Genomic DNA, 22,674 nt, shown 5'->3' with positions numbered 1-22,674 from the left:
CCGTGGTCATTCCACCAGGTAGGTGAATCCGCGAGAGTCGAACACAGCCAGGGAGAGTCCTGCTGACCTTACGAAGTCGTGCAGGTCTTGGCTGGGAGCGATCGGTACGACGACTGTGTTTCGGAGTGGGGGCGGCGTGGGGTGGCGCCGGTAGTCCAGGAGCTGAGCGACGGCCATTCGAATGTCGTTACGTGTCGCATCTCCTTTCGCCTCGATCAGAGTGCGCGGCTCGGGCATCCAGGTGTCGGAATCAGAGTCCGAGCTCGCCGGCAATCTGAATGCGAAGCCGAGACGTGGCGTGACCCTGCGCAAGTAGCCAGTCAATCATTTCGTCTTCGAATTGTCGCTCGCGTCGTTCCGCGACGACGGGATCGACGGCTCGGCGGTTCGAGCGCAGCTTGTTGGCCGATTCTCGCGCGATGGGGGTGACATCGGTAGTTGCCACAGGCTGGTCGGCTTCGATCTGTGCCGCCGGTGACGGTGAAGCGGTGGCACCTACGCGCCGGAGTTGAAAGACCACAGCGATGCGGGCTGCCCCTCTTGGTCGAGGGTTTCTTCGGGGCGCCACGGGTCAGACGGGTCGACTTCGAACTGGCCAGATACTCGTGAATGCGCGTTCTCGTATGCGGGACGGTTCCGACCGCGCGGAAGAGGTGAACTTCCCGACGGGAGTCAATGGACTCCAGCAGGATCCTATTCTTGCCTCGATCCACCGACTGCGGGCCAACGGCACCTTCGCCGGTTAGTCGTAACGGGTCCGCTTAGCGTCGGCCCAGCCGTCCGTCGTGTAACCGTAGGTCTTGGCACTCGAGTGGTCGCTATACAGGAGCATGAGAGCGCCACCGGCCGGCGTCAGCTTCCTCCTTGAGGGCCGCCTCCATAGCGACTGTTGATCTCCGCGCGAGGGACCTGGGTGCCAACTGGAAGGTCGAGCAGACTCATCGAAAGTGTCCCCGTTTTCTAATGTCATTAGTTGTGCTCGTCGATCCGTAGGGGATGCTGGGCCCACCGATTGATTGTGCTTACCCCGACGCCAAGAAGCTTCGCCGCATCGCGCTGCGTGTAGTTCATCTTGGTGAGCGCAAACTCTGCGATGACTCGCTCCCAACGGCCATACGTGCGACGGAAGTCGCGAAGGGTGGTGAGTGTCCGACGGAACTCGTCCGCAGACTTCTGGTCTAGTTGGATTTGTTCGTAGTCGTCGGGCTCGTCGCCGTGAAAATGACGCTCTGACAGCGAGTCAGCGCGGGTGCGGTTGTACAAGAGTTCGGCTGCGCGCTGCAGTTGTTCGCTCAGCTGAGACAGTTTCTCAGCAAGGTCGCTTCGATCGACTTCATCAACTTGCAGCTCCGGGTCCAGTGCTGCGCGGTCGTTCGATTCCGTCATTCGGACGGCGCATCGGCGGTCGGGGACAGACGCTAGCGTTCGCAAACACGAACGTACTTGTGCCGCGAACGCGAACGCCGATCGGGTATGTTCATGTTCGCGAACGATAGCGAGACGCCGATGACGGTTGGCGCGCTTTATGAGCGTTATCGCGCGGTCATTTTTTCAAAGATCGCACCCTGAACTCAGCGCGCATACGCGAACGCCTGGCGTCTTCGCGTTGCTCCCTGGTTCGGGGAGAGGGACGTCACGTCGGTGACAACCCTCGACGTCGAGGAAGCCTTCGCGAACTGGTCCGGGTCTGAATCGACCCGTGCGGATGCGCTGGGCGTGCTGTCCGCGGTGTATCGGGTCGCCATCAAGGGCGGGTTTGTCGCAAGTAACCCATGTCTCGGCGTGGACCGCAGACGCGATCAATCGCGAGACGTCGCGGGTCGGGCGCTCACTCGAGACGAATACAACCGCTGCTCGAAGTCCTGCCGCCGGCTGGTCCGTACCGCCGATTCGTTCTCGCGATGGTCTACACCGGCTGCCGGCTTGGTGAGGTCGCAGGTCTCCGCGTCTCCGACGTCAACTGGGGCGAACGCACGATCAGTGTGAGCTGGACGGCGTCGGCGGGGGAGACGGGCCAAGTGGTGATCGGACCGACGAAGGGCCGACGCAAGCGAGAGATGCCAATTGTCGACCAGCTCGTGCCGATCCTTCGTGAGGCAGCGGCGGGCAAGGGCATGCACGACTACCTATTCACGGGCCCGCGTGGAGGGTTCTTGAACTCGAAGAACTTGAGCCGAACTTTGAACTCGCACGGGATTCGCGATCAGGTCAAAACAGCCGCCTCCGACGAGCTGCCGTTGCACTGGCACGACCTGCGCGACACGGCGGCGGTGTTTCTGTTTGACGCGGGACTGCCCGCACCGGACGTTCAAGCCATCCTCGGCCATTCGTCACTTCTCGTGACTCAGCTCTACGCGGACACTCGTCATCTGGCTGCACGTCGTGGAGTTGAACCGCTGTCTCGGTTCTACGACGCCCAGTCGGTAGGTCATTCTGGGGGAGGTGAATTTCCCGCAGAAATCAGGCCTGACCTGGATTTTTTAAAGTGGCTCCGACCGGCATCGATCCGGTGACCTTTCGATTTTCAGTCGAACGCTCTACCAACTGAGCTACAGAGCCTCTCGAGGTGACATTCGCCGCCTCTAGACGGAAGCCCTTCCGATGTGGAAGGGCTTCTCGTCGTGGCGACCCTGACGGGACTTGAACCCGCGACCTCCGCCGTGACAGGGCGGCACGCTAACCAACTGCGCTACAGGGCCTCAATGTGAAGCTATTCAATTATATAGGACGCCGTTACCTTCAACGGACAGTGACCCCAACGGGATTCGAACCCGTGCTGCCGCCGTGAAAGGGCGGTGTCCTAGGCCGCTAAACGATGGGGCCGGAATGTCTCGGATCGCTTTCACTTTCCGATGACCACCGACGAACAAGCATACGGAAACCCGTGGGCAAAAGCGAATCCGGCGTGCATCCCGGGCGGGTCCGACGATTCCGGATGCGGAAGCCCGGTTCACCGCCCACCAAAACGGCACAAAAGCTCAACTCCCGACCAGCCAGCGAATGGTCACGATTTCCTCTCGATCGCGGGTTAGATTCGCTGTCGACGGCCGCCCGGGCTGTCCGTGCAGTCGCGCGCCGCCCCCGTCGTCATCGCAGCTTCGCCGCCTCTCAGGCCCACCGACCCTGGGCTCCGAGGCCTTGTTGCTAAAGTTGCACACGTTGACAACGGGACCCGTGTGACTCATGTGACTCAAGCGAGCACGAGCGAACGGGTTCGAGGAAACGATGAAGCGCACTGAACCGGTCTCCCCCACCGCCCGACGAGCCCCCGCCGCCGGGCGTGCAGGCGTGCTCAGGCGCAGGATGCGGGCGCTCGTCGCCGCGGTCGGAGTCGCCACTGTCTTCGCGGTCGGAGCGGTCGCCGCCCCCGCGTACGCCGACCAGTATCCGAGCTGGCAGGACGTGCAGAACGCCAAGGCCAACGCGGGCGCCGCCGCCGCGCAGGTCGACAAGATCAACGGGCTCATCAGCCAGCTCAAGGGCGAGGTGGCTGCGACCCAGGCGGAGGCCGTCAAGCGCGGCGAGGAGCTGCAGGCGGCAGAGGCCGCGTTCGACAAGGCCAACATCGAAGCCGAGCTGATCCAGAAGCAGGCGGACGAGAGCCAGAAGAAGGCCGACGACGCCAGTGTGCAGGCGGGCAAGCTCGCCGCCCAGCTCTACCGCACGGGTGGACGCAACCTCACAGCCAACCTGTTCCTGAGCGGCAACGGCGCATCCAGCACCAGCCCGGACAAGCTGCTCTCCGACCTCGGCAGCATGTCCAAGCTGGTCGAGCAGTCGAACCAGGTGTACACAGACGCCAAGACGGCGCAGAACACGGCGAAGGCGCTCGCGGCGCAGGCCGTGGTCGCGAAGGCCGAGCGCGAGAAGCTGCGGATCGCGGCGGAGGCGGCGCTGAAGGCGGCGGCCGAGGCGGCGAAGGCGGCGCAGGACAAGCTCGCGGAGCAGCAGAAGCAGATCGTCGTCATGCAGGCCCAGTTGGCGGCGCTGCGCGACACGGTCACCAAGACGGTCGGCGGCTACGAGGCCGGGGTCGCCGCGGCGGCCGCTGCAGCAGCAGCCCAGGGCTCCGGCGGACTTCCCGGCGGCTACGTCGGCCCGCAGGGCTGGGCCGTCCCCGCGGCAGGCCCGATCACCGACGGGTTCGGCTCGCGTCCGTCGCCCGGCGGCGTCGGCAGCACATACCACCAGGGCATCGACATCGGGGCGGGATGCAACTCGCCCATCTACGCCGCATATCCCGGCGTCGTCGAGTACGCGGGCCCCAACGGCTCGTACGGCAACTTCGTCCTGATCAACCACGGAAGCGGTGTGCAGACAGGCTATGCGCACATCCGCAACGGAGGGATCCTCGTCGGCATCGGCCAGTCGGTCAGTGCCGGCCAGCCGATCGCGCGCGTCGGAACGACCGGCGCATCCACCGGATGCCACCTGCACTACGAGGTGCGCATCAACGGTGTGAAGATCGACGGGATCCCGTTCATGAGGGAAAGGCAGGCACCACTTGGCTAGCCAGAACGACAGGCCGCGGGTTCGCCCCGGCGTCATGATCGGCGCGGGCGTGATGGGTGTGGTGACCGCATCCATCGGCGTCATCACGCCCCCGGCGTTCGCCGACGACTACCCGTCGTGGAACGACGTGCAGCAGGCCAAGGCGAACGTCCAGAACCAGCAGGCGATGATCGACAACATCACCCAGTTGATCTCCGGCCTGCAGTCGACAGTGGATGCGGCCCGCGTCGCCTCCGAGAAGGCCGCCGAGGCGTACTTCCAGGCGAAGGACGCCCTGGACGCCGCCACCAAGAAGGAAGCCGACCTGCAGAAGCAGGCGTCCGCGGCGGCGGAGAAGGCCAAGACCTCGCAGATGCGTGCCGGCCTCCTCGCCTCGCACCTGGCGAAGTCGGGCGGAGGGGGAGACCTCTCCGTGGACCTGATGCTGAAGGGCGGCGGCTCCGGCTCCGCGGCCGACAAGCTGCTGTACCAGCTCGGCACGATGAGCAAGCTCACCGCCCAGTCGAAGGACGTCTACGACCAGGCCACGAAAGACAAGAACAACGCCGAGTCGCTGACCGCGCAGGCGAAGGTCGCCAAGACCGAGCGCCAGTCGCTCGCGAGCAAGGCCGACGACGCCCTCAAGGCGGCTCAGGATGCGCAGAGCCAGGCGCAGGCCGCCCTCGCCACCCAGCAGAGCAAGTCCACCGAACTGGTCGCCCAGCTCGCGACGCTGAAGAACACGTCGACCCAGACCGAGGCGGCATACCTTCAAGGCGAGCAGGTCCGCGCGGCGCAGGCAGCAGCCGCGGCCGCCGCGGCGGAGGCCGAGCGTCGCCGCCAACAGGAAGCCGCGCAGAACGCGGGGGGCGGTAACAGCGGCGGTTCCGGCGGCGGAGGCACGGCGCCCAGCGGCGGCGGTGGAGGGGGTGGCCCTGTCGCCCCGCCGAACGGCAACGTGGTCGACACGGCGATCGCGTACGCGCGCGCCCAGCTCGGCAAGCCGTACATCTTCGGCGGCGAGGGCCCCGTCGGCTACGACTGCTCCGGTCTGACCATGAAGGCGTACGGCTACGCCGGCGTCTACATCGGCAGCCACTCGGTCAACAACCAGTACTACACGGCGGCCAACCGCGGCCAGCTCGTCTCGTACAACCAGAAGCAGGCAGGCGACCTCATCTTCTGGGGCGACGCTCCCGGCGACTTCTACCACGTCGGCATCTACATCGGCGGCGGCATGATGATCGCCGCCCCCACCGAGGGCGACGTCGTCAAAATCCAGTCCGTCTGGGGCTCCCCCTGGTACCAGGTCGCCCGCCCCAGCGCCTGACCCCCCCCCAAGCAATCGAGCCCAGGGTTTTTCACCGTATTCCGCGCGAATACGGTGAAAAACCCTGGGCTCGATGGCGTCGGGCTGGGTGGCGGCTAGGGCTAGTGGCCCTCTTCGGCGAGCTTCGTGAAGCCGGCCTCGATAATGGCGTTGGCCTCGGCGGCGTCGCCCCAGGCCTCGACCTTGACCCACTTGCCGGGCTCCAGGTCTTTGTAGTGCTCGAAGAAGTGCTGGATCTCCTTGCGGGTGGCCTCCGGGATGTCGTTCACGTCCTGGATGTGCGCCCAGCGCGGGTCCTTGTGCGGCACCGCGATCACCTTGGCGTCGCTGCCGGCCTCGTCGCTCATGTTGAGCACGCCGACCGGGCGCACCTTCACGCCGACACCGGGGAACACCGGGTACTCGAGCAGCACCAGCACGTCGACGGGGTCGCCGTCGAGGCCGAGCGTGTTCTCGAAGTACCCGTAGTCGGTCGGGTAGACGAAGCCCGTGAACAGCACACGGTCGAGGTACACCCGGCCGGTCTTGTGGTCTACCTCGTACTTGTTGCGGCTCCCCTTGGGGATTTCGATGACGGCATCGTATTCGGCCATAGTGTTCTCTCCTTGTGTCGAAAAGTCTGCAATAACGTTACTGGATGCACCTCAACGGTTCACCAGACGCCGAACGCCGCCCCCGTCTCACCCCTCCGATCGCGGATGCGCGCCGTGCCGTGCGCGCCGCCATCGCCGCGGCGGCTGCCCTGGAGGCCCCGGACGCGCACGACGATCACGGGCCGGCCAGGCCGCATCCACTGACTGAGGACGCGCTGCTGCTGGTCGGCCTGAGCGGGGGAGCGGACTCGCTGGCGCTCGCAGCGGCGACCGCGTTCGAGGCGCCGCGCGCCGGTTTCCGCGCGGGCGCCGTGATCGTGGACCACGGGCTGCAGGAGGGCTCGGCCGACGTCGCCGCCCGCGCAGCGGAGCAGGCGACGGCCTTCGGCCTCGACCCCGTCATCGTGGAGACCGTGACAGTGGATGCGCAGAGCTCCGGCCCGGAGGCCGCCGCCCGCCAGGCCCGCCACGCCGCCTTCGACCGCGCCCGTGCGGCGACGGGAGCCCAGCGCGTCCTGCTGGCCCACACCCTGGACGACCAGGCGGAGACCGTTCTGCTCGGGCTCGCCCGCGGCTCGGGTCCGACCAGCCTGCAGGGCATGGCGCAGGACACCGGAACGCTGCTGCGCCCGTTCCTCGGGCTGCGGAGGGCGTCAACGCGAGCCTTCTGCGCCGACAGCGGCATCACGCCGTGGGACGACCCGCACAACGACGACCCCTCCTATGCGCGGGTGCGCGTGCGCACGGCCGTGCTGCCGGTTCTGGAGCGCGAGCTCGGCCCCGGCATCGCCGAGGCGCTGGCCCGCACCGCCGGACAACTGCGGGAGGACGACGAGGCGCTCAACGGCCTCGCCCTCGACTGGGCGCTCGAACTCGTCACTCAGACCGACGACGGCGCGGTCGCGCTCGACGTCCGCGGGCTCGCCGCCGACCCTGCCGCGCTTCGCCAGAGGATCATCCGCCTGGTGGTCTCAGCCGAGTTCGGCGTCTCGCTCAGCCGCACGCAGACGCTGGCCGTCGCCGAGCTGATCACCGACTGGCACGGCCAGGGTCCGCTCAGCCTGCCAGGCGTTAGAGTTGTCAGGCAGAACGGGCTGCTCATGTTTTCCCCCAACTCTTAAGGACAGCACCTCCCTCATGGAACTCACGGACGTTCACGACGACCTGACCGAGATTCTCATCACCGAGGAGCAGATCCGCTCCCGCATCGCGGAGCTCTGCCGCGAGATCGAGCGCGACTACGCGGGCAAGGACGTCCTGCTGATCGGCGTGCTGAAGGGCGCGGTCATGGTCATGGCCGACCTGGCCCGTGAGCTGAAGATCCCGGTCACGATGGACTGGATGGCCGTGAGCTCCTACGGAAGCGGCACGGCGTCGAGCGGCGTCGTGCGCATCCTGAAAGACCTGGACACCGACCTGGACGGCAAGACCGTGCTGATCGTCGAGGACATCATCGACTCCGGCCTCACCCTGTCCTGGCTGCTGGCCAACCTGCGCTCGCGCGGCCCGGAGTCCATCGAGATCTGCACCCTGCTGCGCAAGCCGGAGGCTGCTCGGGTCGAGATCGACGTGAAGTACGTCGGATTCGAGATCCCCAACCAGTTCGTCGTCGGCTACGGCCTCGACTACGCCGAGAAGTACCGCAATCTGCGGGGCGTCGGCATTCTCGCGCCCTCCGTCTACAGCTGATCCCGGAGCGCGGATCGCGGGCGGCAGGAACGCCCGGCGCGCCCAGAGCGAACACGCAGGCGGCGCACAGTCCCGTGGCGGTACTCTGGCTGCACCATGAACGTCAAGAAGATCTTCCGCGGGCCGATTCTCTACATCGTGCTAGCCATCGTCGCAGTGTGGATCGGCTCGAGCCTGATCACCATGTCGGGCTTCAAGGCAGTGTCGACGCAGAAGGGCCTCGAGCTCCTGCACGACGACAAGGTCTCGAGCGCGAAGATCGTGGACGGTGAGAATCGCGTCGACCTGACGCTCACCACCGCCGACAAGACGCTCGGCAACCAGGTGCAGTTCTACTACGTCACCCCGCGCGGCCCGGATGTGGTCAAGGCGGTCGACGACGCCAACCTGCCCAAGGGCTACGACGACGAGGTTCCGCAGCCCAACTGGCTGCTCTCCGCGCTCGGCTTCCTCATCCCCGTCCTGCTGATCGGCGTGTTCTTCTGGATCATGCTGTCCGGGATGCAGGGCGGCGGCAACAAGGTCATGCAGTTCGGCAAGTCTCGGGCCAAGCTGGTCACGAAGGAGAGCCCCAAGGTCACCTTCGACGACGTCGCAGGCTCCGACGAGGCCATCGAGGAGCTCGAGGAGATCAAGGACTTCCTCAAGGAGCCCGCCAAGTTCCAGGCTGTCGGTGCCCGCATCCCCAAGGGTGTGCTGCTGTACGGCCCTCCAGGAACGGGCAAGACGCTGCTCGCCCGCGCTGTCGCGGGTGAGGCCGGCGTGCCGTTCTACTCGATCTCCGGTTCCGACTTCGTCGAGATGTTCGTCGGCGTCGGCGCGAGCCGCGTCCGCGACCTGTTCCAGCAGGCCAAGGAGAACGCCCCTGCCATCATCTTCGTGGACGAGATCGACGCCGTCGGCCGTCACCGTGGCGCGGGCCTCGGCGGTGGACACGACGAGCGCGAGCAGACCCTCAACCAGCTCCTGGTCGAGATGGACGGCTTCGACCCGAAGACCAACGTCATCCTGATCGCCGCCACGAACCGCCCGGACATCCTCGACCCAGCGCTGCTGCGCCCTGGTCGCTTCGACCGCCAGATCGGCGTGGACGCGCCGGACATGGTGGGACGCAAGAAGATCCTCGAGGTGCACGGCCGCGGCAAGCCGCTCGCCGCATCCGTCGACCTCGAAGTGCTGGCGCGCAAGACGCCGGGCTTCACGGGCGCCGACCTGGCCAACGTCCTCAACGAGGCCGCGCTGCTCACCGCCCGCTCCAACGCTCAGCTCATCGACAACCGTGCCCTGGATGAGGCCGTCGACCGCGTGATCGCCGGCCCGCAGAAGCGCACCCGCGTCATGAAGGACCAGGAGAAGCTGATCACGGCGTACCACGAGGGCGGTCACGCTCTCGCCGCCGCTGCGATGCGCCACACCGACCCCGTGACCAAGATCACGATCCTTCCGCGCGGCCGTGCCCTCGGTTACACGATGGTCATGCCGCTGGAGGACAAGTACTCCGTCACGCGCAACGAGCTGCTCGACCAGCTCGCGTACGCCATGGGCGGTCGCGTCGCCGAGGAGATCGTGTTCCACGACCCGACCACCGGCGCCTCCAACGACATCGAGAAGGCCACCTCCATCGCCCGCAAGATGGTCACCGAGTACGGCATGAGCGCCGACATCGGCTCCGTCAAGCTCGGGCAGGCCAACGGCGAGATGTTCCTCGGCCGCGACATGGGTCACCAGCGCGACTACTCCGAGCGGATCGCCGAGCAGGTCGACGCCGAGGTGCGCACCCTCATCGAGAAAGCGCACGACGAGGCCTGGCAGGTCATCAACGAGAACCGCGCGGTCCTCGACAGGCTCGCTGCGGCACTGCTCGAGCAGGAGACCCTCGATCACAACCAGATCGCCGAGATCTTCGAAGACGTCGTGAAGCTGCCGGAGCGCCCCCAGTGGCTCTCCAGCGACAAGCGGCCGATCTCCGACCTGCCTCCCATCGACTACCCGAAGGCCAAGGCGCCGATCGACTCCGGCGCTGTCGACGGAGGCGTCGACTCCGAGCCGCCGTCGAAGCCGAAGCGCGCACCCGTTCGCAAGCCGCGTCCGGCCACCGCGTAGAGCCGGGGCGCGCATGACCGGTTTCGATCGTCCGCGCATCGAGGCAGCCGTCGCCGAAATCCTCGCCGCCATCGGCGAGGATTCCGCGCGTCCAGGGCTGGCCGCGACACCGTCGCGCGTCGCGGACGCATACGCCGAGTTCTTCGCCGGACTCGGCAAGGATGCGGCGGCCGAGCTGGGCGAGGCCGTCCCGCTGGAAACAGAGAAGGCGGAGACCATCCTGGTGCGCGACATCGCGTTCCGGTCGGTCTGCGAGCACCACCTGCTGCCGTTCCTCGGCGTCGCGCACGTCGCGTACCTGCCGGGGGAGAAGGTGGTGGGGCTCGGGCGCATCCCGAGGGTGGTCGAGACGCTGGCGGCCCGCCCGCAGCTTCAGGAGCGGCTCACCGAGCAGATCGCCGACACGATCGAGAGCGGCACGCAGGCGCGCGGCGTCTTCGTCGTCCTCGACGCTGCGCACACCTGCGTGACGACGCGTGGCCCTCGGCAGACGCAGAGCACCACCGTCACGATGGCCGCACGCGGGGCGTTCACGGAGCCTGCAGCCCGCGCGGAGCTGGTCACCCTGATCGGGCGTGGCATCGCGTGACGCTCATCATGGGTGTCCTCAACGTGACGCCGGACTCGTTCAGCGACGGCGGCCTCTGGCTGGAGCCGGACGCCGCCATCGAGCACGCGCTCGACCTGGTGGAGCAGGGCGCGGACATCATCGACGTCGGAGGCGAGTCCACCCGGCCCGGCGCACTCCGCGTCGATCCCGTGGAGGAGCAAGCGCGGGTCGTTCCCGTCGTGCGCGAACTGGCACGCCGCGGCATCACGGTGAGCGTCGACACGATGAACGCCGGCACGGCCAGGGAGACGGCGGCGGTCGGCGCCGCGATCATCAACGACGTCTCCGGCGGCCTCGCCGACCCCGACATGCCCCAGGCTCTGCTCGACACCGGCCTGCAGTACGTGGTGATGCACTGGCGCGGCCAGAGCGACTCGATGGACTCGCTCGCCCGCTACACCGACACGGTCGGCGAGGTGCGGGCCGAGCTCTCCGCCCGCGTGACGTCTCTGCTCGACGTCGGCATCGACCCGAGCAGGCTCATCCTCGATCCTGGGCTGGGCTTCTCCAAGACGGGGGAGCACAACTGGCAGGTGCTCGCCGGTCTGCCAGCGCTGGAGACCCTCGGCTACCCGATCCTGATCGGCGCGTCCCGCAAACGCTTCCTCGGCGCGCTGCTCGACGACGGCGCACCGGCCACCGACCGGGATGCGCCCACGGCCGTTATCAGTGCCCTCGCCGCGCGCGAAGGTGCGTGGGCGGTGCGGGTGCACGATGTCGCATCCACCAGGATCGCCCTCGATGTCGTGCGGGCGTGGCAAGCTGGAAGCGATGACTAGGCCAGCAACGACCCACGCGTCCGACGCGATCGTCCTCACCGGCCTCCGCGTGCGCGCCAATCACGGCGTCTACGACTTCGAGCGGCAGAACGGGCAGGACTTCGTGGTCGACGTGACCGCGTGGCTCGACCTCGCAGCGCCGGCATCGTCGGACGACGTGGCGCACACGGTCCACTACGGCGAGCTCGCGGAGGAGATCGCCGACGCGGTGCGCCGCGATCCGGTGGACCTGATCGAGACGGTCGCAGAGCGTGTGGCCGGGGTGGTGCTCGCGCATCCACCCGTCGACGCCGTCGAGGTGACCGTGCACAAGCCGGACGCCCCGATCAGCGTTCCGTTCGGCGATGTTGCCGTGCGCATCCTCCGGGAGCGGTCGTGACGCCGGGAGGGGTGACGCCCCGGCCGCAGCGTCTGCGCGTCGGCCACCCGGCCGTGCTCGCGTTCGGCGGGAACCTGGGCGACAGAGCTGCGAACATCCGCGCCGCCGTCTCCGCGCTCGAAGCCACCCCCGGCATCCACCTGGATGCGGTGTCGCCGCTCTACGAGACCCCCGCTCTGAAACTCGACGGCATCGATCACGACGCGCCCGCCTACCTCAACGCGGTCGCCGTCATCGACACGATCCTCGACCCGCTCGCGCTGCTCGACGCGGTGAACGCCGTAGAGGACGCCCTCGGCCGCGTGCGCGAGGAGCGCTGGGGCGACCGCACCATCGACATCGACATCGTCGACTACGACGGCATCGTCTCCGACGACGAGCGCGTGACCCTCCCGCATCCCCGGGCGGCCGAGCGCGCGTTCGTGCTCGTGCCGTGGCTCGACATCGCACCGGATGCCCAGCTCACCGGCCACGGACGCGTCGCCGACCTCGCCGCCCGCGCCACGGATCCGGTGCACCGTTACGACCCCATCCACCGATCTCCGATCCACCGACCTGGGGGGAGCGCATCGTGAAGCGCACGAGTCCCGTCTCGCTGATCGTGCTCGGCGTCGTCGCGGCGGTCGCGGGCTTCCTGGTCGAGCTGGCGCTGTCCGGCGCAGGGCTCGCGGTGTTCATCCCTCCGCTGACGCTGCCGATCACGCTCGTGGCCGTCTCGATCATCGTCGTCGCGTTCGCGGTGCCGATCCGGCGTGCGACGCGCGGCCGCAGCTCGCGCGCCATCGATCCGTTCCAGGCGATGCGCATCGTGGTGCTGGCGAAGGCGTGCAGCCTGTCCGGCGCGCTGCTCACCGGTCTCGGCGCCGGCTTCCTGGCCTACCTCCTGAGCCGCGCGGTGATCCCGACGGGCAGCGCTGTCTGGCTGACCGTCGCAGCGACGATCGGCGCCGCCGTGCTGCTGATCGCCGGGCTCGTCGCCGAATTCCTCTGCACCATCCCACCAGACGACAAGAACGGCGATCCGGAGAATGTCCATGTCGAATCGTCTTGATCTGAGCGTCGGGGAGTGGCAGCGCGTCTCCCCGAAATACGTGGTCGTGGTCATCGTCGGCGCGATCGTCAGCGGCGTCGTGCTCGCAGCCGCCGCGACGTTCCTGTGGCTGGTCGCGCAGTGGAGCTGGGGCTGGCTGCTGCTGGCCGTCGTGGTGGTCGGCACGATCGTCGGCCTCATCATCGCGCCGCGCCGTGCCCGCTCGATCGGCTACCGGATGCGCGACGACGACCTGCTGTTCCGCCGCGGCATCATGTACCAGCGCTTCGTGTCCGTGCCGTACGGCCGGATGCAGCTCATCGACATCAACAGGGGGCCGGTCGGCCGCATCCTGGGCCTCGCCGACCTCAAGTTCGTCACGGCGGCGGCGTCGACCAGCGTGGTCATCCCCGGCCTCCCCGAGCCGGTCGCCGCCGAACTGCGGGACCGCCTCGTCGAGCTGGCGGAGAGCAGGCGGGCGGGGCTGTGAGCGCGCCGCTCAGCGCAGCGGAGCGCGCCGCAGAGCGGTACACGGACGGCGAGTGGCACCGCCTGCACCCCGCGACACCGCTGCTGCGCGGTGGCATCGTCTTCGTGGCGATCCTCGGCTTCGTGCTGTCGAACCTGCGCGAGCGCATCGTGGGCTTCTTCGTCGGAACGCCGGACTTCGGCGGCGACCCGATCGACCAGATCTACGACCACGGCTGGGAGGGCTGGGCGCTGCTCGCCATCGCGGCGGTGCTGCTGCTCTGCCTCGGCGCGTTCTACCTGTCCTGGCGGATGCACAGCTTCCGGATCACGGACGACGCGGTCGAGGTGCGCAGCGGCATCCTGTTCCGCACGCAGCGGAAGGCACGGCTGGACCGCATCCAGGGCATCAATGTGGTGCGCCCTGTGCTCGCCAGGATCTTCGGGGCTGCCAAGCTCGACATCAGCGTGGCAGGGCACGACGCGAATGTGCAGCTCGCGTACCTGGGCTCGTCGCTGGCGGACGGGCTGCGCGGCGACGTGCTGCGGATGGCGTCGGGGGTGCGGGCGAGCGAGGCGGTCGCCGGCTCGGTAGCCCCTGGCACGGTTGCGGCTGGCACGGTTGCGGCTGGCCAAGTGGCAGCGGGCCCGGTGGCGGACGGTGCCGTGGCGGACGGTGCCGTGGCGCCTGGTGCGCCGGACGGGCGTGTCGGTGCTGTCTCCGACCTGGTGTCCCGCCGCGTCAACGAGTTCATCGCCCCCGAGCTCGACCCGAACGCCGCTCCGCCCGAGTCGGTCGTGAAGATCCCGCCGCTTCGCCTGATGGGGTCGCTGGTGCTCAGCGGCTTCACCATCTTCCTGCTGGTGGTCGTCGCCCTTCTGGTGATCGGCGCATCCACGGGCCGGGTGTGGCTGCTGCTCATCGTGCTGCCCGGCCTGCTCGGGTCGGCGAGCTTCTACATCAACCGCTTCACCAAGTCGCTGCGCTACTCGATCGCCGGCACGCCGGACGGGGTGCGGGTGGGCTTCGGCCTGCTGACCCTGAGCAACGAGACACTGCCGCCAGGGCGCATCCACGCGGTCGAGGTGTTGCAGCCGCTGCTCTGGCGTCCGTTCGGCTGGTGGCAGATCCGCATCGACACCGCAGGGCACTCGAAGGAGAAGGGCGCTGCCGGCCAGCCGAACACGACGATGCTGCCGGTCGGTGACGCCGCGGACGTCTCCCGTGTGCTCGGCCTGGTGCTCCCGAACTTCGCCACGGACGAGCACCGCGAGCTGATCGCTGCGGGAATGACGTCGAAGGGCAGGGACGCCTTCACCGGCAGCCCGCGCCGCGCCGCCTGGGTGCGCCCGTTCTCGTGGCAGCGCAACGGCTACCGGATCGTCGACGGCGTGATCATGCTGCGCCGCGGCATCGTGTGGCGCAGCCTGGCAATGGTCCCGCTTGCGCGCCTGCAGAGCGTCGAGATCGAACAAGGCCCGATCGCCAGGCTGCTCGGCCTCGCCGGTGCCCGCCTCCACACGGTGTCCGGCCCTGTGCGTCCGCGGCTGGCCGCGCTGGACGCCCCACAGAGCGTCACCCTCTTCGACGACGTCGCGTCCGGCGCGATCGTCTCCGCGCAGTCCGACCGCAGCCACCGCTGGGCGGAGCTGCCGTTCCAGCAGGCGGCTCCGCTCGCCGCGCAGGATGCTGCTCCGGATGCTGCTCCGCTCGCTGCTCCGGATGCTCCTGTCGCGGCCGAAACCCCCGCCGTCTCCGAAACTCCCGCCGTCTCCGAAACCCCCGCCATCTCCGAAACTCCCGCCGTCTCCGAAACCCCCGCCGTCCCCACCATCCCCGAGGAGAATCACTGATGCAGCGCTCTGGACGTCTCGGCCTCGGAATCATCGGGGCGGGGCGCGTCGGTCCGGTGATCGGCGCAGCGCTCGCGGGGGCAGGGCACGCCATCGTCGGAGTCTCCGCCGTGTCGGAGGCGAGCAGAGAGCGGGCGGGCGCGATGCTGCCGAACGCGCCCATCCTCGACGTGCCGACGCTCGTCGAGCGAAGCGAACTCGTGGTCATCGCCGTGCCGGACGCTGAGCTGCCCGCCCTGGTGGCCGGGCTCGCCGCCACAGGAAGCTGGCAGCCCGGCCAGATCGTGATGCACACCGCGCCGGGGTTCGGCGTGTCCGTGCTGCAGCCGGCGGCGGCCGCCGGTGCGATCCCGATCGCCGTGCATCCCGCCGTCGAGTTCACAGGGACCAGCCTCGACCTCGCCAGGCTCGCCGAGAGCTACTTCGCCGTGACGGCGCCGACGACGGTGCTGCCGATCGCGCAGGCGCTGGTGGTGGAGATGGGCGGAGAGCCCGTGGTCATCGCCGAGCAGGACCGGGAAGCGTACGCAGAGGCGGTCGCGACCGCGACGGCGTTCTCGCGCGCGATCGTGGAGCAGTCCACCGGAATCCTGCGCGACATCGGCGTGGAGAACCCCGGCCCGTTCCTCAGCTCGCTGCTGCGCTCCGCCGTCGACAACGCGATCACTACGGCGTCCGCACCGGCAGCCATCGACCTGTCCGAGGTGTTCGACGATCCGCAGAGCGGCGACCGCGGCTGGTTCCTCCGCGGCGAGTAGCCTGGATGACTGGCCGTTCTTCTCCGCGCCCACCAGGTGCACCGGCCGCTAGGGGAGCAGATGCCTGACGTCGTGACCACCATCCCGGAACTCCGCGCACGGATCGCCGCCGCGCGCAGGGACGCAGCGCTCGGGGGCAGCGCAGACGCGCCGGACGGTCGCGTCGTGCTCGTGCCGACGATGGGCGCGCTCCACGACGGACACCTCCAGCTCGTCTCGCACGCCAGGGATCTCGGCGGCATCGTGGTGGTGTCGATCTTCGTGAACCCGCTGCAGTTCGGCCCGGGAGAGGACCTCGACCGCTACCCGCGCACGCTCGACGCCGACGTGTCCAGACTGACCGGCCTCGCCGACGTGGTGTTCGCCCCGACCCCCGCCGAGATGTACCCGAACGGCCCGACGGAGACCAGGGTCAGCGCCGGCGCCGTCGGTTCGCTCTACGAGGGTGCCTCCCGTCCGGGCCACTTCGACGGGATGCTCACCGTCGTGGCCAAACTGTTCAACATCGTCGCTCCCGACGTCGCGGTGTTCGGCCAGAAGGACGCCCAGCAGGTGCACCTCGTCGGACGCATGGTCGACGAGCTGAACATCCCCACCTCGATCGCCGTGGTCGACACGGTGCGCGAGCAAGACGGCCTCGCGCTCTCCAGCCGCAACGCCTACCTCGACCCCGCCGGCCGCGCCGCCGCCGTCGTGCTCTCCCAGGCACTCGCGGCAGCCTCACGCGCTGCGTCCGGCACGCCAGGAGGAGTGGATGCGGTGCTCGCCGCCGCCCGCGAACGAATCGACAGCGAGCCAGCCGTTAAGCTTGACTATCTCGTGGTCGTCGACCCGGACTCGTTCCTCGCCGTCGCCGAAGACCACCACGGTCCAGCCGTGGTGCTCGTGGCCGCCCGCGTCGGAACGACCAGGCTCATCGACAACGAGCGCATCAGCATCCACTGATCGGCTGGCGCGGACGGGCATCCGCCGGCCCGCACAGCTCCACCCGCCGACCAGCACAGCACCACTAGCCGACCAGAACAGCTCCACCAGCCGCATCCCGCTCGAACGAAAGACACTCATGACCGACGCGCAGACCACCGAGCCTGAACTCTCCGCTGACGAGATCAGCGAGCAGAAGGCCGTCCGCCTCGGCAAGCGCGAGCGCCTGATCGCCGAGGCGAAGGACGCCGCGGGCGGCGCATACCCGGTGTCCGTGCCGATCACCACCACCATCCCCGCCGTGCGTGAGAAGTGGGGTCACCTGCAGGCCGACGAGGTATCCGGGGAGACGGTCGGCGTCGCCGGTCGTGTCGTGCACCTCAGGAACACAGGCAAGCTCTGCTTCGCCGTGCTGCAGTCCGGCGACGGGACGCGCATCCAGGTGATGGTGTCGCTCGCTGCCGTCGGCGAGGAGTCGCTGGCAGAGTGGAAGGACCTCGTCGACCTCGGCGACCACCTCTTCGTCTCCGGCGAAGTGATCTCGAGCCGCCGCGGCGAGCTGTCGATCATGGTCGAGAGCTGGACCATCGCATCTAAGGCGCTGCTTCCCCTGCCGAACCTGCACAACGAGCTCAACGAGGAGACGCGCGTCCGCAGCCGCTACCTCGACCTGATCGCTCGCGAGCAGGCGCGCAGGAACGTGATCGACCGTGCCAAGACCGTCGCCAGCCTGCGGAAGACGTTCTCGGAGCGGAACTTCATCGAGGTGGAGACCCCGATGCTGCAGGTGATGCACGGCGGAGCATCCGCCCGTCCGTTCGTCACCCACTCGAACGCGTTCGACACCGACCTCTACCTGCGCATCGCGCCGGAGCTGTACCTCAAGCGCGCCGTCGTCGGCGGCATCGACCACGTGTTCGAGATCAATCGCAACTTCCGCAACGAGGGCGCGGACTCCACACACTCGCCCGAGTTCGCCATGCTGGAGGCGTACGAGGCGTACGGGGACTACAACTCCATCGCCGACCTCACTCAGACCCTCATCCAGAACGCCGCGCAGGCGATCTCCGATTCGCACGTCGTGACCTGGGCCGATGGCACCGAGTACGACCTCGGCGGGGAGTGGGATCGAATTCGCATGTACGACAGCCTGTCGGAGGCGGTCGGCGAAGAGATCACCCCGGCGACACCTGTGGAGAGGCTGCGCGAGATCGCGGCTGTGGAGGGGATCGAGATCGAGCATCCCCTGCCGGGAAAGTACGTCGAAGAGCTGTGGGAGCACTTCGTCAAGGACACCCTGGTGCGCCCGACGTTCGTGATGGACTTCCCCGTCGACACCAGCCCGCTTGTCCGTGCGCACCGGTCGCGCGACGGCGTGGTGGAGAAGTGGGACCTCTACGTGCGCGGCTTCGAGCTCGCCACCGGGTACTCCGAGCTGGTCGACCCGGTCGTGCAGCGCGAGCGTTTCGTGGAGCAGGCCAAGCTGGCGGCGGACGGCGACGTCGAGGCGATGCGCCTGGACGAGGAGTTCCTTCGTGCGCTCGAGTTCGGTATGCCGCCGTCCGGCGGGATGGGCATGGGTATCGACCGCCTCCTGATGGCGCTCACCGGCCTCGGCATCCGCGAGACGATCCTCTTCCCGCTCGTCAAGTAGCGCGCGCCGCGTCGCGCCCGCCGCGCGCCTCGTGCAAAAAGCGCGGTCGCCGCGTCGTGCACCGCACGTTTCGCACGACTCGTGCGCCTGCGCCTGCGCGAGGCGGTTGGCGGCTCGTGCGAAAGGTGCGGTCGCCGCGCCTTGTACCGCGCGTTTCGCACGAGCCGTGCGCCTGCACGTGCGGCGGGCCGTTGGCGGCTCGTGCGAAAAGTGCGGTCGCCGCGCCTTGCACCGCACGTTTCGCACGACTCGTGCGTGTGCGTGTGCGGCGGGCGGTTGGCGCCTCGTGCGAAGCGTGCGGTCGCCGCGTCGTGCACCGCGCGTTTTGCACGGGGCGTGCGCACGGGCCCTAGGGGCGCTGGCGGAGGTGGGCCTGCGTCAGGGCGTCGAGCTCGGCGTCGGAGAGGTCGTCGAAGCGGGTGGCCTCGCGACGGTCGAGGCGCATCCACCTGATGAACAGGATGATGAGCACGGGCACGTCCGCGATTTCTGCGATGAACCACAGGAAGTCGCCGGACAGATGCTGGTCGTGGAGCGCGTTCGGGAACCAGAACGGCAGGTGGCCGAGCACGGCGGGCGCGTGATCCAGGATGCCGTCGTTCAGCCGCAGGAGCAGGCCGGGGACCGCATCCAGCAGCATCTCCACGAACGCGAGCAGGAACTCCACCGTCACGAAGAAGCTGGTGCGGATGATCGAGTGGGCGGCGATCGGGAGCACCATGAGCATCCCGGCCAGTGGCGTGACGATGGTGATCGTCCACTCCGACCAGGCGTTGTCGCGCAGCACGGCGGCGACCGGCGTCAGGAACACCAGGAACACCGCGCACGCGAACAGCGGCGCGAACATCGCATTGCCGAACAGCCGGATCGCGCGGGACCGCAGCGTCGCCTCCAGCCTGCTCGCCCGGCGTCCCTCCAGCGCCACGCGGGCCAGGGCGACCGGTCTGCCCAGGCTGATCAGCGCGGGCACGGCGAACAGCAGCAGCGCGATCCTCGTGGTGAACGCCCACCGCAGCTCCGAACTGTATGCGCCGAGGAAGCCGAACGACACCCACGCGTACGAGCCGAGGCCGAGCGCGAAGAACCACACGGTCGGCGCCGTCGGCCAGCGGTGGCCCCTGCGGCGCAGCGCCAGGATGCCCGCGAGATAGAGCCCGGCCGCGGCGACGAGCGCGACGGCGGCGACGGGGTCGAAGTGCCAGGTGGTGAGGAAGACGGTGAAGGGAGGCGTGATGGATTCCGTTCTCAGGTCCAGGGGCTACCATTATCAGGTTATGAATGACGTCGTAGCTGGGATTGTCTGGTCGCTCGCACCGACCGTCCTCGTCGGTCTGCTCTTCTGGCTGATCATGCGCCTCATCATCCGTGCCGACCGCACGGAGCGTAAGGTCTACTCGCGCATGGAAGCAGAGGAGCGCGCCCGCCGCGGCATCGCGCCGAAGGCCTAGCCGCACACTCCGGCCGCGTCGTGGGTACCTTCCAGCCCGCCGCTTCGATACGGTATGCGATAGGGCCCGCACGTCAGCGCGCCCACACAAGCGGTGAAGGGGATGCGCGCCGATGGACGCAGGGTTCCTCACGACCGCCATCGTGGTGCTGCTGCTCCTGATCGATTTCGTCATCCGCGTCATCGCGATCATCGTCGTCCCGCGCAACCGCAAGCCGTCGTCGGCGACCGCCTGGCTGCTCGCGATCTTCTTCATCCCGTACATCGGCGTGCTGTTCTTCCTGCTGATCGGGTCGTACAAGCTGCCGAAGCGCCGCCGCGACAAGCAGGCGGAGATCAACCGCTTCATCATCGAGTCCACCGACGGCATGGAGCGCGTGAGCCGCGAGCACCCGTGGCCGCCGTGGCTCGAGTCGGTCGTCGCGCTCAACCGCAATCTCGGCGCGATGCCCCTGGTCGGCGGCAACACGGCGACTCTGAACGGCGACTATCAGGCGTCACTGGATGCGATGACCGCGGAGATCGCGAAGGCGCGCAAGTATGTGCACGTCGAGTTCTACATCCTGAGCTGCGACCAGACGACCAAGCCGTTCTTCGACGCGCTGGAGGATGCGGTGAAGCGCGGCGTCTCGGTGCGCGTCCTGCTCGACCACGTGGCGTCGTTCCGCACCAGGGACTACAAGGCGACCACCAAACGCCTCACCGCTATGGGCGCGTCCTGGCACCTCATGCTCCCGGTCCAGCCGTTCAAGGGCAAATACCAGCGGCCCGATCTCCGCAACCACCGCAAGCTGCTCATCGTCGACGGCAAGGTCGGCTTCATGGGTTCTCAGAATGTGATCGACCGCAGCTACAACAAGAAGTCGAACATCAAGCGCGGCCTGAAGTGGAAAGAGCTGATCGTGCGGCTGGAGGGGCCGATCGTCGCCGGTCTCAACGCCATCTTCATCACCGACTGGTACTCGGAGACCGACGAGCTGCTGCGGCGCGAGACCGAGCCGATCACCGACGACCTCACCACGAACGCGCTCGACGCCCAGGTGGTGCCGTCCGGTCCCGGTTTCCCCGGCGAGAACAACCTGCGACTGTTCCTGGCGCTGCTGTACTACGCGCAGGAGCGCATCGTCATCACGTCGCCGTATTTCGTGCCGGACGAGTCGATGCTCATGGCCATCACCACGGCGACGCAGCGCGGCATCGCGGTCGACCTGTTCGTCTCCGAGATCGGCGACCAGGCGCTCGTCTACCACGCCCAGCGATCGTACTACGAGGCGCTGCTGCGGGCCGGGGTGCGCATCTGGATGTACAAGAAGCCGTACATCCTGCACGCCAAGCACTTCACGATCGACGACGACGTGGCGGTGATCGGGTCGAGCAACATGGACATGCGCTCCTTCCAGCTCAACATGGAGGTGTCGCTGATGGTGCGCGGCCGCTCGTTCGTGGACGAGATGCGGGCGGTGGAGGACGGCTACCGCAAAGACAGTCGCGAACTCACCCTCGACGAGTGGATGAAGCAGCCGCTGCGCTCCACAGTGCTCGACAACCTCGCGCGGCTGACCTCGGCGCTGCAGTAGCTAGCCGCGGGGCTTGAGCCGCACGGTCGGCAGCTCCGGAGCGGGCAGCGCGCGTCCGTCGTACCCGGCGACGACGCCGAACCGGCCGTGCTCGTCCTCGTCTTCGATCACGTCGCGCATCCACTCGGAGCGGTACTGCACCACATCCTCGTGGCTGCGGCCGATGAAGTTCCACCACATCACGATCTGCTCGCCGAGCGGTTCGCCGCCGAGCAGCACGAGTCGTGCGCCGCCGTCGCCGGCGGTGACCGTCACCGAGTCACCCCCGGGCTGAAGGTACGCCAGGTGGGAGCGCGGGACGGCGACGCCCGCGACCGTCACGTCGCCCGCATCCACCAGGATCCCGTGCTCGAACGTCGTGTCGAGGGGCACGACGATCTCGCCTGGCCCGCGCAGCAGCAGCTCGGCCCCGACCAGCGGGCTGAACACCGTTGCGTCCGTTCCGCTGCCCGCGAGTCGCCCGACGAACGTGCGCACCTCGGCGGAGCCGAGCCTGCCGGGCACGGGAACGTGGTGCTCGAAGAACGGCTCTGTCGCGCGCGACGCGTCCGGCAGCGCCACCCAGAGCTGCACGCCGTGCAGTCGTGTGGTCTCCGGCGTCGAGACCTCGGAGTGGCTGATGCCACGCCCCGCCGTCATCAGATTGAGCTCGCCCGGCCGCACCATCGCGTGGCTGCCGACGCTGTCCCTGTGCTCGATCTCGCCCTCGAACAGCCAGCTCACCGTCTGCAGCCCGGTGTGTGGATGCGGCGGGACGCGCATCCCGCCGGTCGCCGACACGTCGTCAGGACCGTAGTGGTCGATGAAGCACCAGCCGCCGATCAGCGAACGGCGGCGCTGCGGCAGCGTGCGGCGCACGTTCATCGCGCGCGGGCCGCCGAGCGGCACCTCCCGCGGCTCCAGGATCTCGACCGGGGCGCCCGGCACCACCGGGTCGTCGCCGACCAGCACCTCGGCCGGGTCGCGTTCCAGGTTGCTCACACGTGCA

Annotated in this window: 22 protein-coding genes and 3 tRNA genes; 18 read left to right on the top strand and 7 right to left on the bottom strand. The window is 68.2% G+C overall.

The window, feature by feature from the left end:
* Positions 1–969: 969 nt before the first annotated feature.
* Positions 970–1,386 (bottom strand): helix-turn-helix domain-containing protein, encoded by a 417-nt coding sequence (locus ACYVGI_RS02475; RefSeq protein ID WP_460631070.1) that lies wholly within the window; start codon positions 1,384–1,386, stop codon positions 970–972.
* Positions 1,387–1,772: 386 nt separating this feature from the next.
* Between ACYVGI_RS02475 and ACYVGI_RS02470 the strand changes: the two genes are divergently transcribed.
* On the top strand, positions 1,773–2,513 hold the full coding sequence (locus tag ACYVGI_RS02470) for a tyrosine-type recombinase/integrase (protein ID WP_460631069.1): 741 nt from the start codon (positions 1,773–1,775) through the stop codon (positions 2,511–2,513).
* Here the strand turns inward: ACYVGI_RS02470 and ACYVGI_RS02465 are convergent.
* From ACYVGI_RS02465 to ACYVGI_RS02455, 3 genes are all read right to left on the bottom strand, one after another.
* Positions 2,487–2,559, bottom strand: a tRNA-Phe gene (locus ACYVGI_RS02465). The genes ACYVGI_RS02470 and ACYVGI_RS02465 overlap by 27 nt on opposite strands.
* Positions 2,560–2,622: 63 nt before the next feature.
* Positions 2,623–2,699 (bottom strand) — tRNA-Asp (locus ACYVGI_RS02460).
* A gap of 51 nt (positions 2,700–2,750) precedes the next feature.
* Positions 2,751–2,823: transfer RNA gene (locus ACYVGI_RS02455), tRNA-Glu, on the bottom strand.
* Between the two features lie 402 nt (positions 2,824–3,225).
* Between ACYVGI_RS02455 and ACYVGI_RS02450 the strand changes: the two genes are divergently transcribed.
* Both ACYVGI_RS02450 and ACYVGI_RS02445 read left to right on the top strand, forming a co-directional pair.
* Positions 3,226–4,512 carry a peptidoglycan DD-metalloendopeptidase family protein gene (locus tag ACYVGI_RS02450; RefSeq protein WP_460631068.1) on the top strand — a complete coding sequence of 429 codons (1,287 nt, stop codon included), beginning with the start codon at positions 3,226–3,228 and terminating at the stop codon, positions 4,510–4,512.
* A complete protein-coding gene (locus ACYVGI_RS02445; RefSeq protein ID WP_460631067.1) occupies positions 4,505–5,821 on the top strand; it encodes a C40 family peptidase in 1,317 nt (438 codons plus the stop codon). Before ACYVGI_RS02450 ends, ACYVGI_RS02445 begins: the two co-directional genes overlap by 8 nt.
* A 101-nt stretch (positions 5,822–5,922) precedes the next feature.
* Here the strand turns inward: ACYVGI_RS02445 and ppa are convergent, their stop codons facing one another.
* Positions 5,923–6,447 (bottom strand): inorganic diphosphatase, encoded by a 525-nt coding sequence (gene ppa, locus ACYVGI_RS02440; protein WP_460631475.1) that lies wholly within the window; start codon positions 6,445–6,447, stop codon positions 5,923–5,925.
* An 11-nt stretch (positions 6,448–6,458) separates the two neighbouring features.
* Between ppa and tilS the strand changes: the two genes are divergently transcribed.
* The 13 genes from tilS (at position 6,459) to lysS (ending at position 18,662) form a co-directional block, all read left to right on the top strand.
* Complete coding sequence (tilS, locus tag ACYVGI_RS02435; protein WP_460631066.1) at positions 6,459–7,535, top strand: tRNA lysidine(34) synthetase TilS; 1,077 nt, start codon at positions 6,459–6,461, stop codon at positions 7,533–7,535.
* Positions 7,536–7,551: 16 nt separating this feature from the next.
* Positions 7,552–8,103, top strand: coding sequence for a hypoxanthine phosphoribosyltransferase (hpt, locus tag ACYVGI_RS02430; protein ID WP_055899140.1), 552 nt, complete (start codon positions 7,552–7,554; stop codon positions 8,101–8,103).
* Positions 8,104–8,199: 96 nt separating this feature from the next.
* On the top strand, positions 8,200–10,206 hold the full coding sequence (ftsH, locus tag ACYVGI_RS02425) for an ATP-dependent zinc metalloprotease FtsH (protein WP_460631065.1): 2,007 nt from the start codon (positions 8,200–8,202) through the stop codon (positions 10,204–10,206).
* Between the two features lie 13 nt (positions 10,207–10,219).
* On the top strand, positions 10,220–10,795 hold the full coding sequence (gene folE, locus ACYVGI_RS02420; protein ID WP_460631064.1) for a GTP cyclohydrolase I FolE: 576 nt from the start codon (positions 10,220–10,222) through the stop codon (positions 10,793–10,795).
* On the top strand, positions 10,792–11,595 hold the full coding sequence (gene folP / locus ACYVGI_RS02415; RefSeq protein WP_460631063.1) for a dihydropteroate synthase: 804 nt from the start codon (positions 10,792–10,794) through the stop codon (positions 11,593–11,595). Before folE ends, folP begins: the two co-directional genes overlap by 4 nt.
* Complete coding sequence (gene folB, locus ACYVGI_RS02410; RefSeq protein WP_460631062.1) at positions 11,588–11,974, top strand: dihydroneopterin aldolase; 387 nt, start codon at positions 11,588–11,590, stop codon at positions 11,972–11,974. The genes folP and folB overlap by 8 nt, the downstream gene beginning before the upstream one ends.
* Positions 11,971–12,549 (top strand): 2-amino-4-hydroxy-6-hydroxymethyldihydropteridine diphosphokinase, encoded by a 579-nt coding sequence (gene folK / locus ACYVGI_RS02405; protein ID WP_460631061.1) that lies wholly within the window; start codon positions 11,971–11,973, stop codon positions 12,547–12,549. Before folB ends, folK begins: the two co-directional genes overlap by 4 nt.
* Positions 12,546–13,025 carry a DUF3180 domain-containing protein gene (locus ACYVGI_RS02400; RefSeq protein WP_460631060.1) on the top strand — a complete coding sequence of 160 codons (480 nt, stop codon included), beginning with the start codon at positions 12,546–12,548 and terminating at the stop codon, positions 13,023–13,025. Before folK ends, ACYVGI_RS02400 begins: the two co-directional genes overlap by 4 nt.
* Positions 13,009–13,494, top strand: coding sequence for a PH domain-containing protein (locus ACYVGI_RS02395; protein WP_460631059.1), 486 nt, complete (start codon positions 13,009–13,011; stop codon positions 13,492–13,494). The genes ACYVGI_RS02400 and ACYVGI_RS02395 overlap by 17 nt, the downstream gene beginning before the upstream one ends.
* Entirely contained in the window at positions 13,491–15,326 is a 1,836-nt protein-coding gene (locus ACYVGI_RS02390) for a PH domain-containing protein (RefSeq protein WP_460631058.1), read from the top strand. Before ACYVGI_RS02395 ends, ACYVGI_RS02390 begins: the two co-directional genes overlap by 4 nt.
* Complete coding sequence (locus ACYVGI_RS02385) at positions 15,326–16,084, top strand: DUF2520 domain-containing protein (protein WP_460631057.1); 759 nt, start codon at positions 15,326–15,328, stop codon at positions 16,082–16,084. The genes ACYVGI_RS02390 and ACYVGI_RS02385 overlap by 1 nt, the downstream gene beginning before the upstream one ends.
* Positions 16,085–16,144: 60 nt before the next feature.
* Positions 16,145–17,029 (top strand): pantoate--beta-alanine ligase, encoded by an 885-nt coding sequence (gene panC, locus ACYVGI_RS02380; protein ID WP_460631056.1) that lies wholly within the window; start codon positions 16,145–16,147, stop codon positions 17,027–17,029.
* Positions 17,030–17,147: 118 nt separating this feature from the next.
* Positions 17,148–18,662 (top strand): lysine--tRNA ligase, encoded by a 1,515-nt coding sequence (gene lysS / locus ACYVGI_RS02375; RefSeq protein ID WP_460631055.1) that lies wholly within the window; start codon positions 17,148–17,150, stop codon positions 18,660–18,662.
* A 349-nt stretch (positions 18,663–19,011) separates the two neighbouring features.
* On the opposite strand, the gene ACYVGI_RS02370 is transcribed toward lysS, so the two are convergent.
* Positions 19,012–19,896 carry a cytochrome c oxidase assembly protein gene (locus tag ACYVGI_RS02370; RefSeq protein ID WP_460631474.1) on the bottom strand — a complete coding sequence of 295 codons (885 nt, stop codon included), beginning with the start codon at positions 19,894–19,896 and terminating at the stop codon, positions 19,012–19,014.
* Positions 19,897–19,936: 40 nt separating this feature from the next.
* Between ACYVGI_RS02370 and ACYVGI_RS02365 the strand changes: the two genes are divergently transcribed.
* Both ACYVGI_RS02365 and cls read left to right on the top strand, forming a co-directional pair.
* On the top strand, positions 19,937–20,110 hold the full coding sequence (locus ACYVGI_RS02365; protein WP_460631054.1) for a hypothetical protein: 174 nt from the start codon (positions 19,937–19,939) through the stop codon (positions 20,108–20,110).
* 112 nt (positions 20,111–20,222) lie between these two features.
* Positions 20,223–21,686, top strand: a complete 1,464-nt coding sequence (cls, locus tag ACYVGI_RS02360; protein ID WP_460631053.1) for a cardiolipin synthase — start codon at positions 20,223–20,225, stop codon at positions 21,684–21,686.
* Here the strand turns inward: cls and ACYVGI_RS02355 are convergent, their stop codons facing one another.
* On the bottom strand, positions 21,687–22,667 hold the full coding sequence (locus tag ACYVGI_RS02355) for a pirin family protein (protein WP_460631052.1): 981 nt from the start codon (positions 22,665–22,667) through the stop codon (positions 21,687–21,689).
* Positions 22,668–22,674: the final 7 nt, after the last annotated feature.

It is taken from the genome of Leifsonia lichenia (genome assembly GCF_054780215.1).
The sequence above is the reverse complement of the archived record's forward strand: the minus strand, read 5'-3'. Positions and strand labels throughout refer to the sequence as shown.

Coding starts and splice junctions, on each gene's coding strand:
- ACYVGI_RS02475 (WP_460631070.1), bottom strand. CDS start 1,386: ATGACGGAATCGAACGACCGCGCAGCACTGGACCCGGAGCTGCAAGTT.
- ACYVGI_RS02470 (WP_460631069.1), top strand. CDS start 1,773: ATGTCTCGGCGTGGACCGCAGACGCGATCAATCGCGAGACGTCGCGGG.
- ACYVGI_RS02450 (WP_460631068.1), top strand. CDS start 3,226: ATGAAGCGCACTGAACCGGTCTCCCCCACCGCCCGACGAGCCCCCGCC.
- tilS (WP_460631066.1), top strand. CDS start 6,459: ATGCACCTCAACGGTTCACCAGACGCCGAACGCCGCCCCCGTCTCACC.
- hpt (WP_055899140.1), top strand. CDS start 7,552: ATGGAACTCACGGACGTTCACGACGACCTGACCGAGATTCTCATCACC.
- ftsH (WP_460631065.1), top strand. CDS start 8,200: ATGAACGTCAAGAAGATCTTCCGCGGGCCGATTCTCTACATCGTGCTA.
- folE (WP_460631064.1), top strand. CDS start 10,220: ATGACCGGTTTCGATCGTCCGCGCATCGAGGCAGCCGTCGCCGAAATC.
- folB (WP_460631062.1), top strand. CDS start 11,588: ATGACTAGGCCAGCAACGACCCACGCGTCCGACGCGATCGTCCTCACC.
- ACYVGI_RS02395 (WP_460631059.1), top strand. CDS start 13,009: ATGTCGAATCGTCTTGATCTGAGCGTCGGGGAGTGGCAGCGCGTCTCC.
- ACYVGI_RS02385 (WP_460631057.1), top strand. CDS start 15,326: ATGCAGCGCTCTGGACGTCTCGGCCTCGGAATCATCGGGGCGGGGCGC.
- panC (WP_460631056.1), top strand. CDS start 16,145: ATGCCTGACGTCGTGACCACCATCCCGGAACTCCGCGCACGGATCGCC.
- lysS (WP_460631055.1), top strand. CDS start 17,148: ATGACCGACGCGCAGACCACCGAGCCTGAACTCTCCGCTGACGAGATC.
- ACYVGI_RS02365 (WP_460631054.1), top strand. CDS start 19,937: ATGAATGACGTCGTAGCTGGGATTGTCTGGTCGCTCGCACCGACCGTC.
- cls (WP_460631053.1), top strand. CDS start 20,223: ATGGACGCAGGGTTCCTCACGACCGCCATCGTGGTGCTGCTGCTCCTG.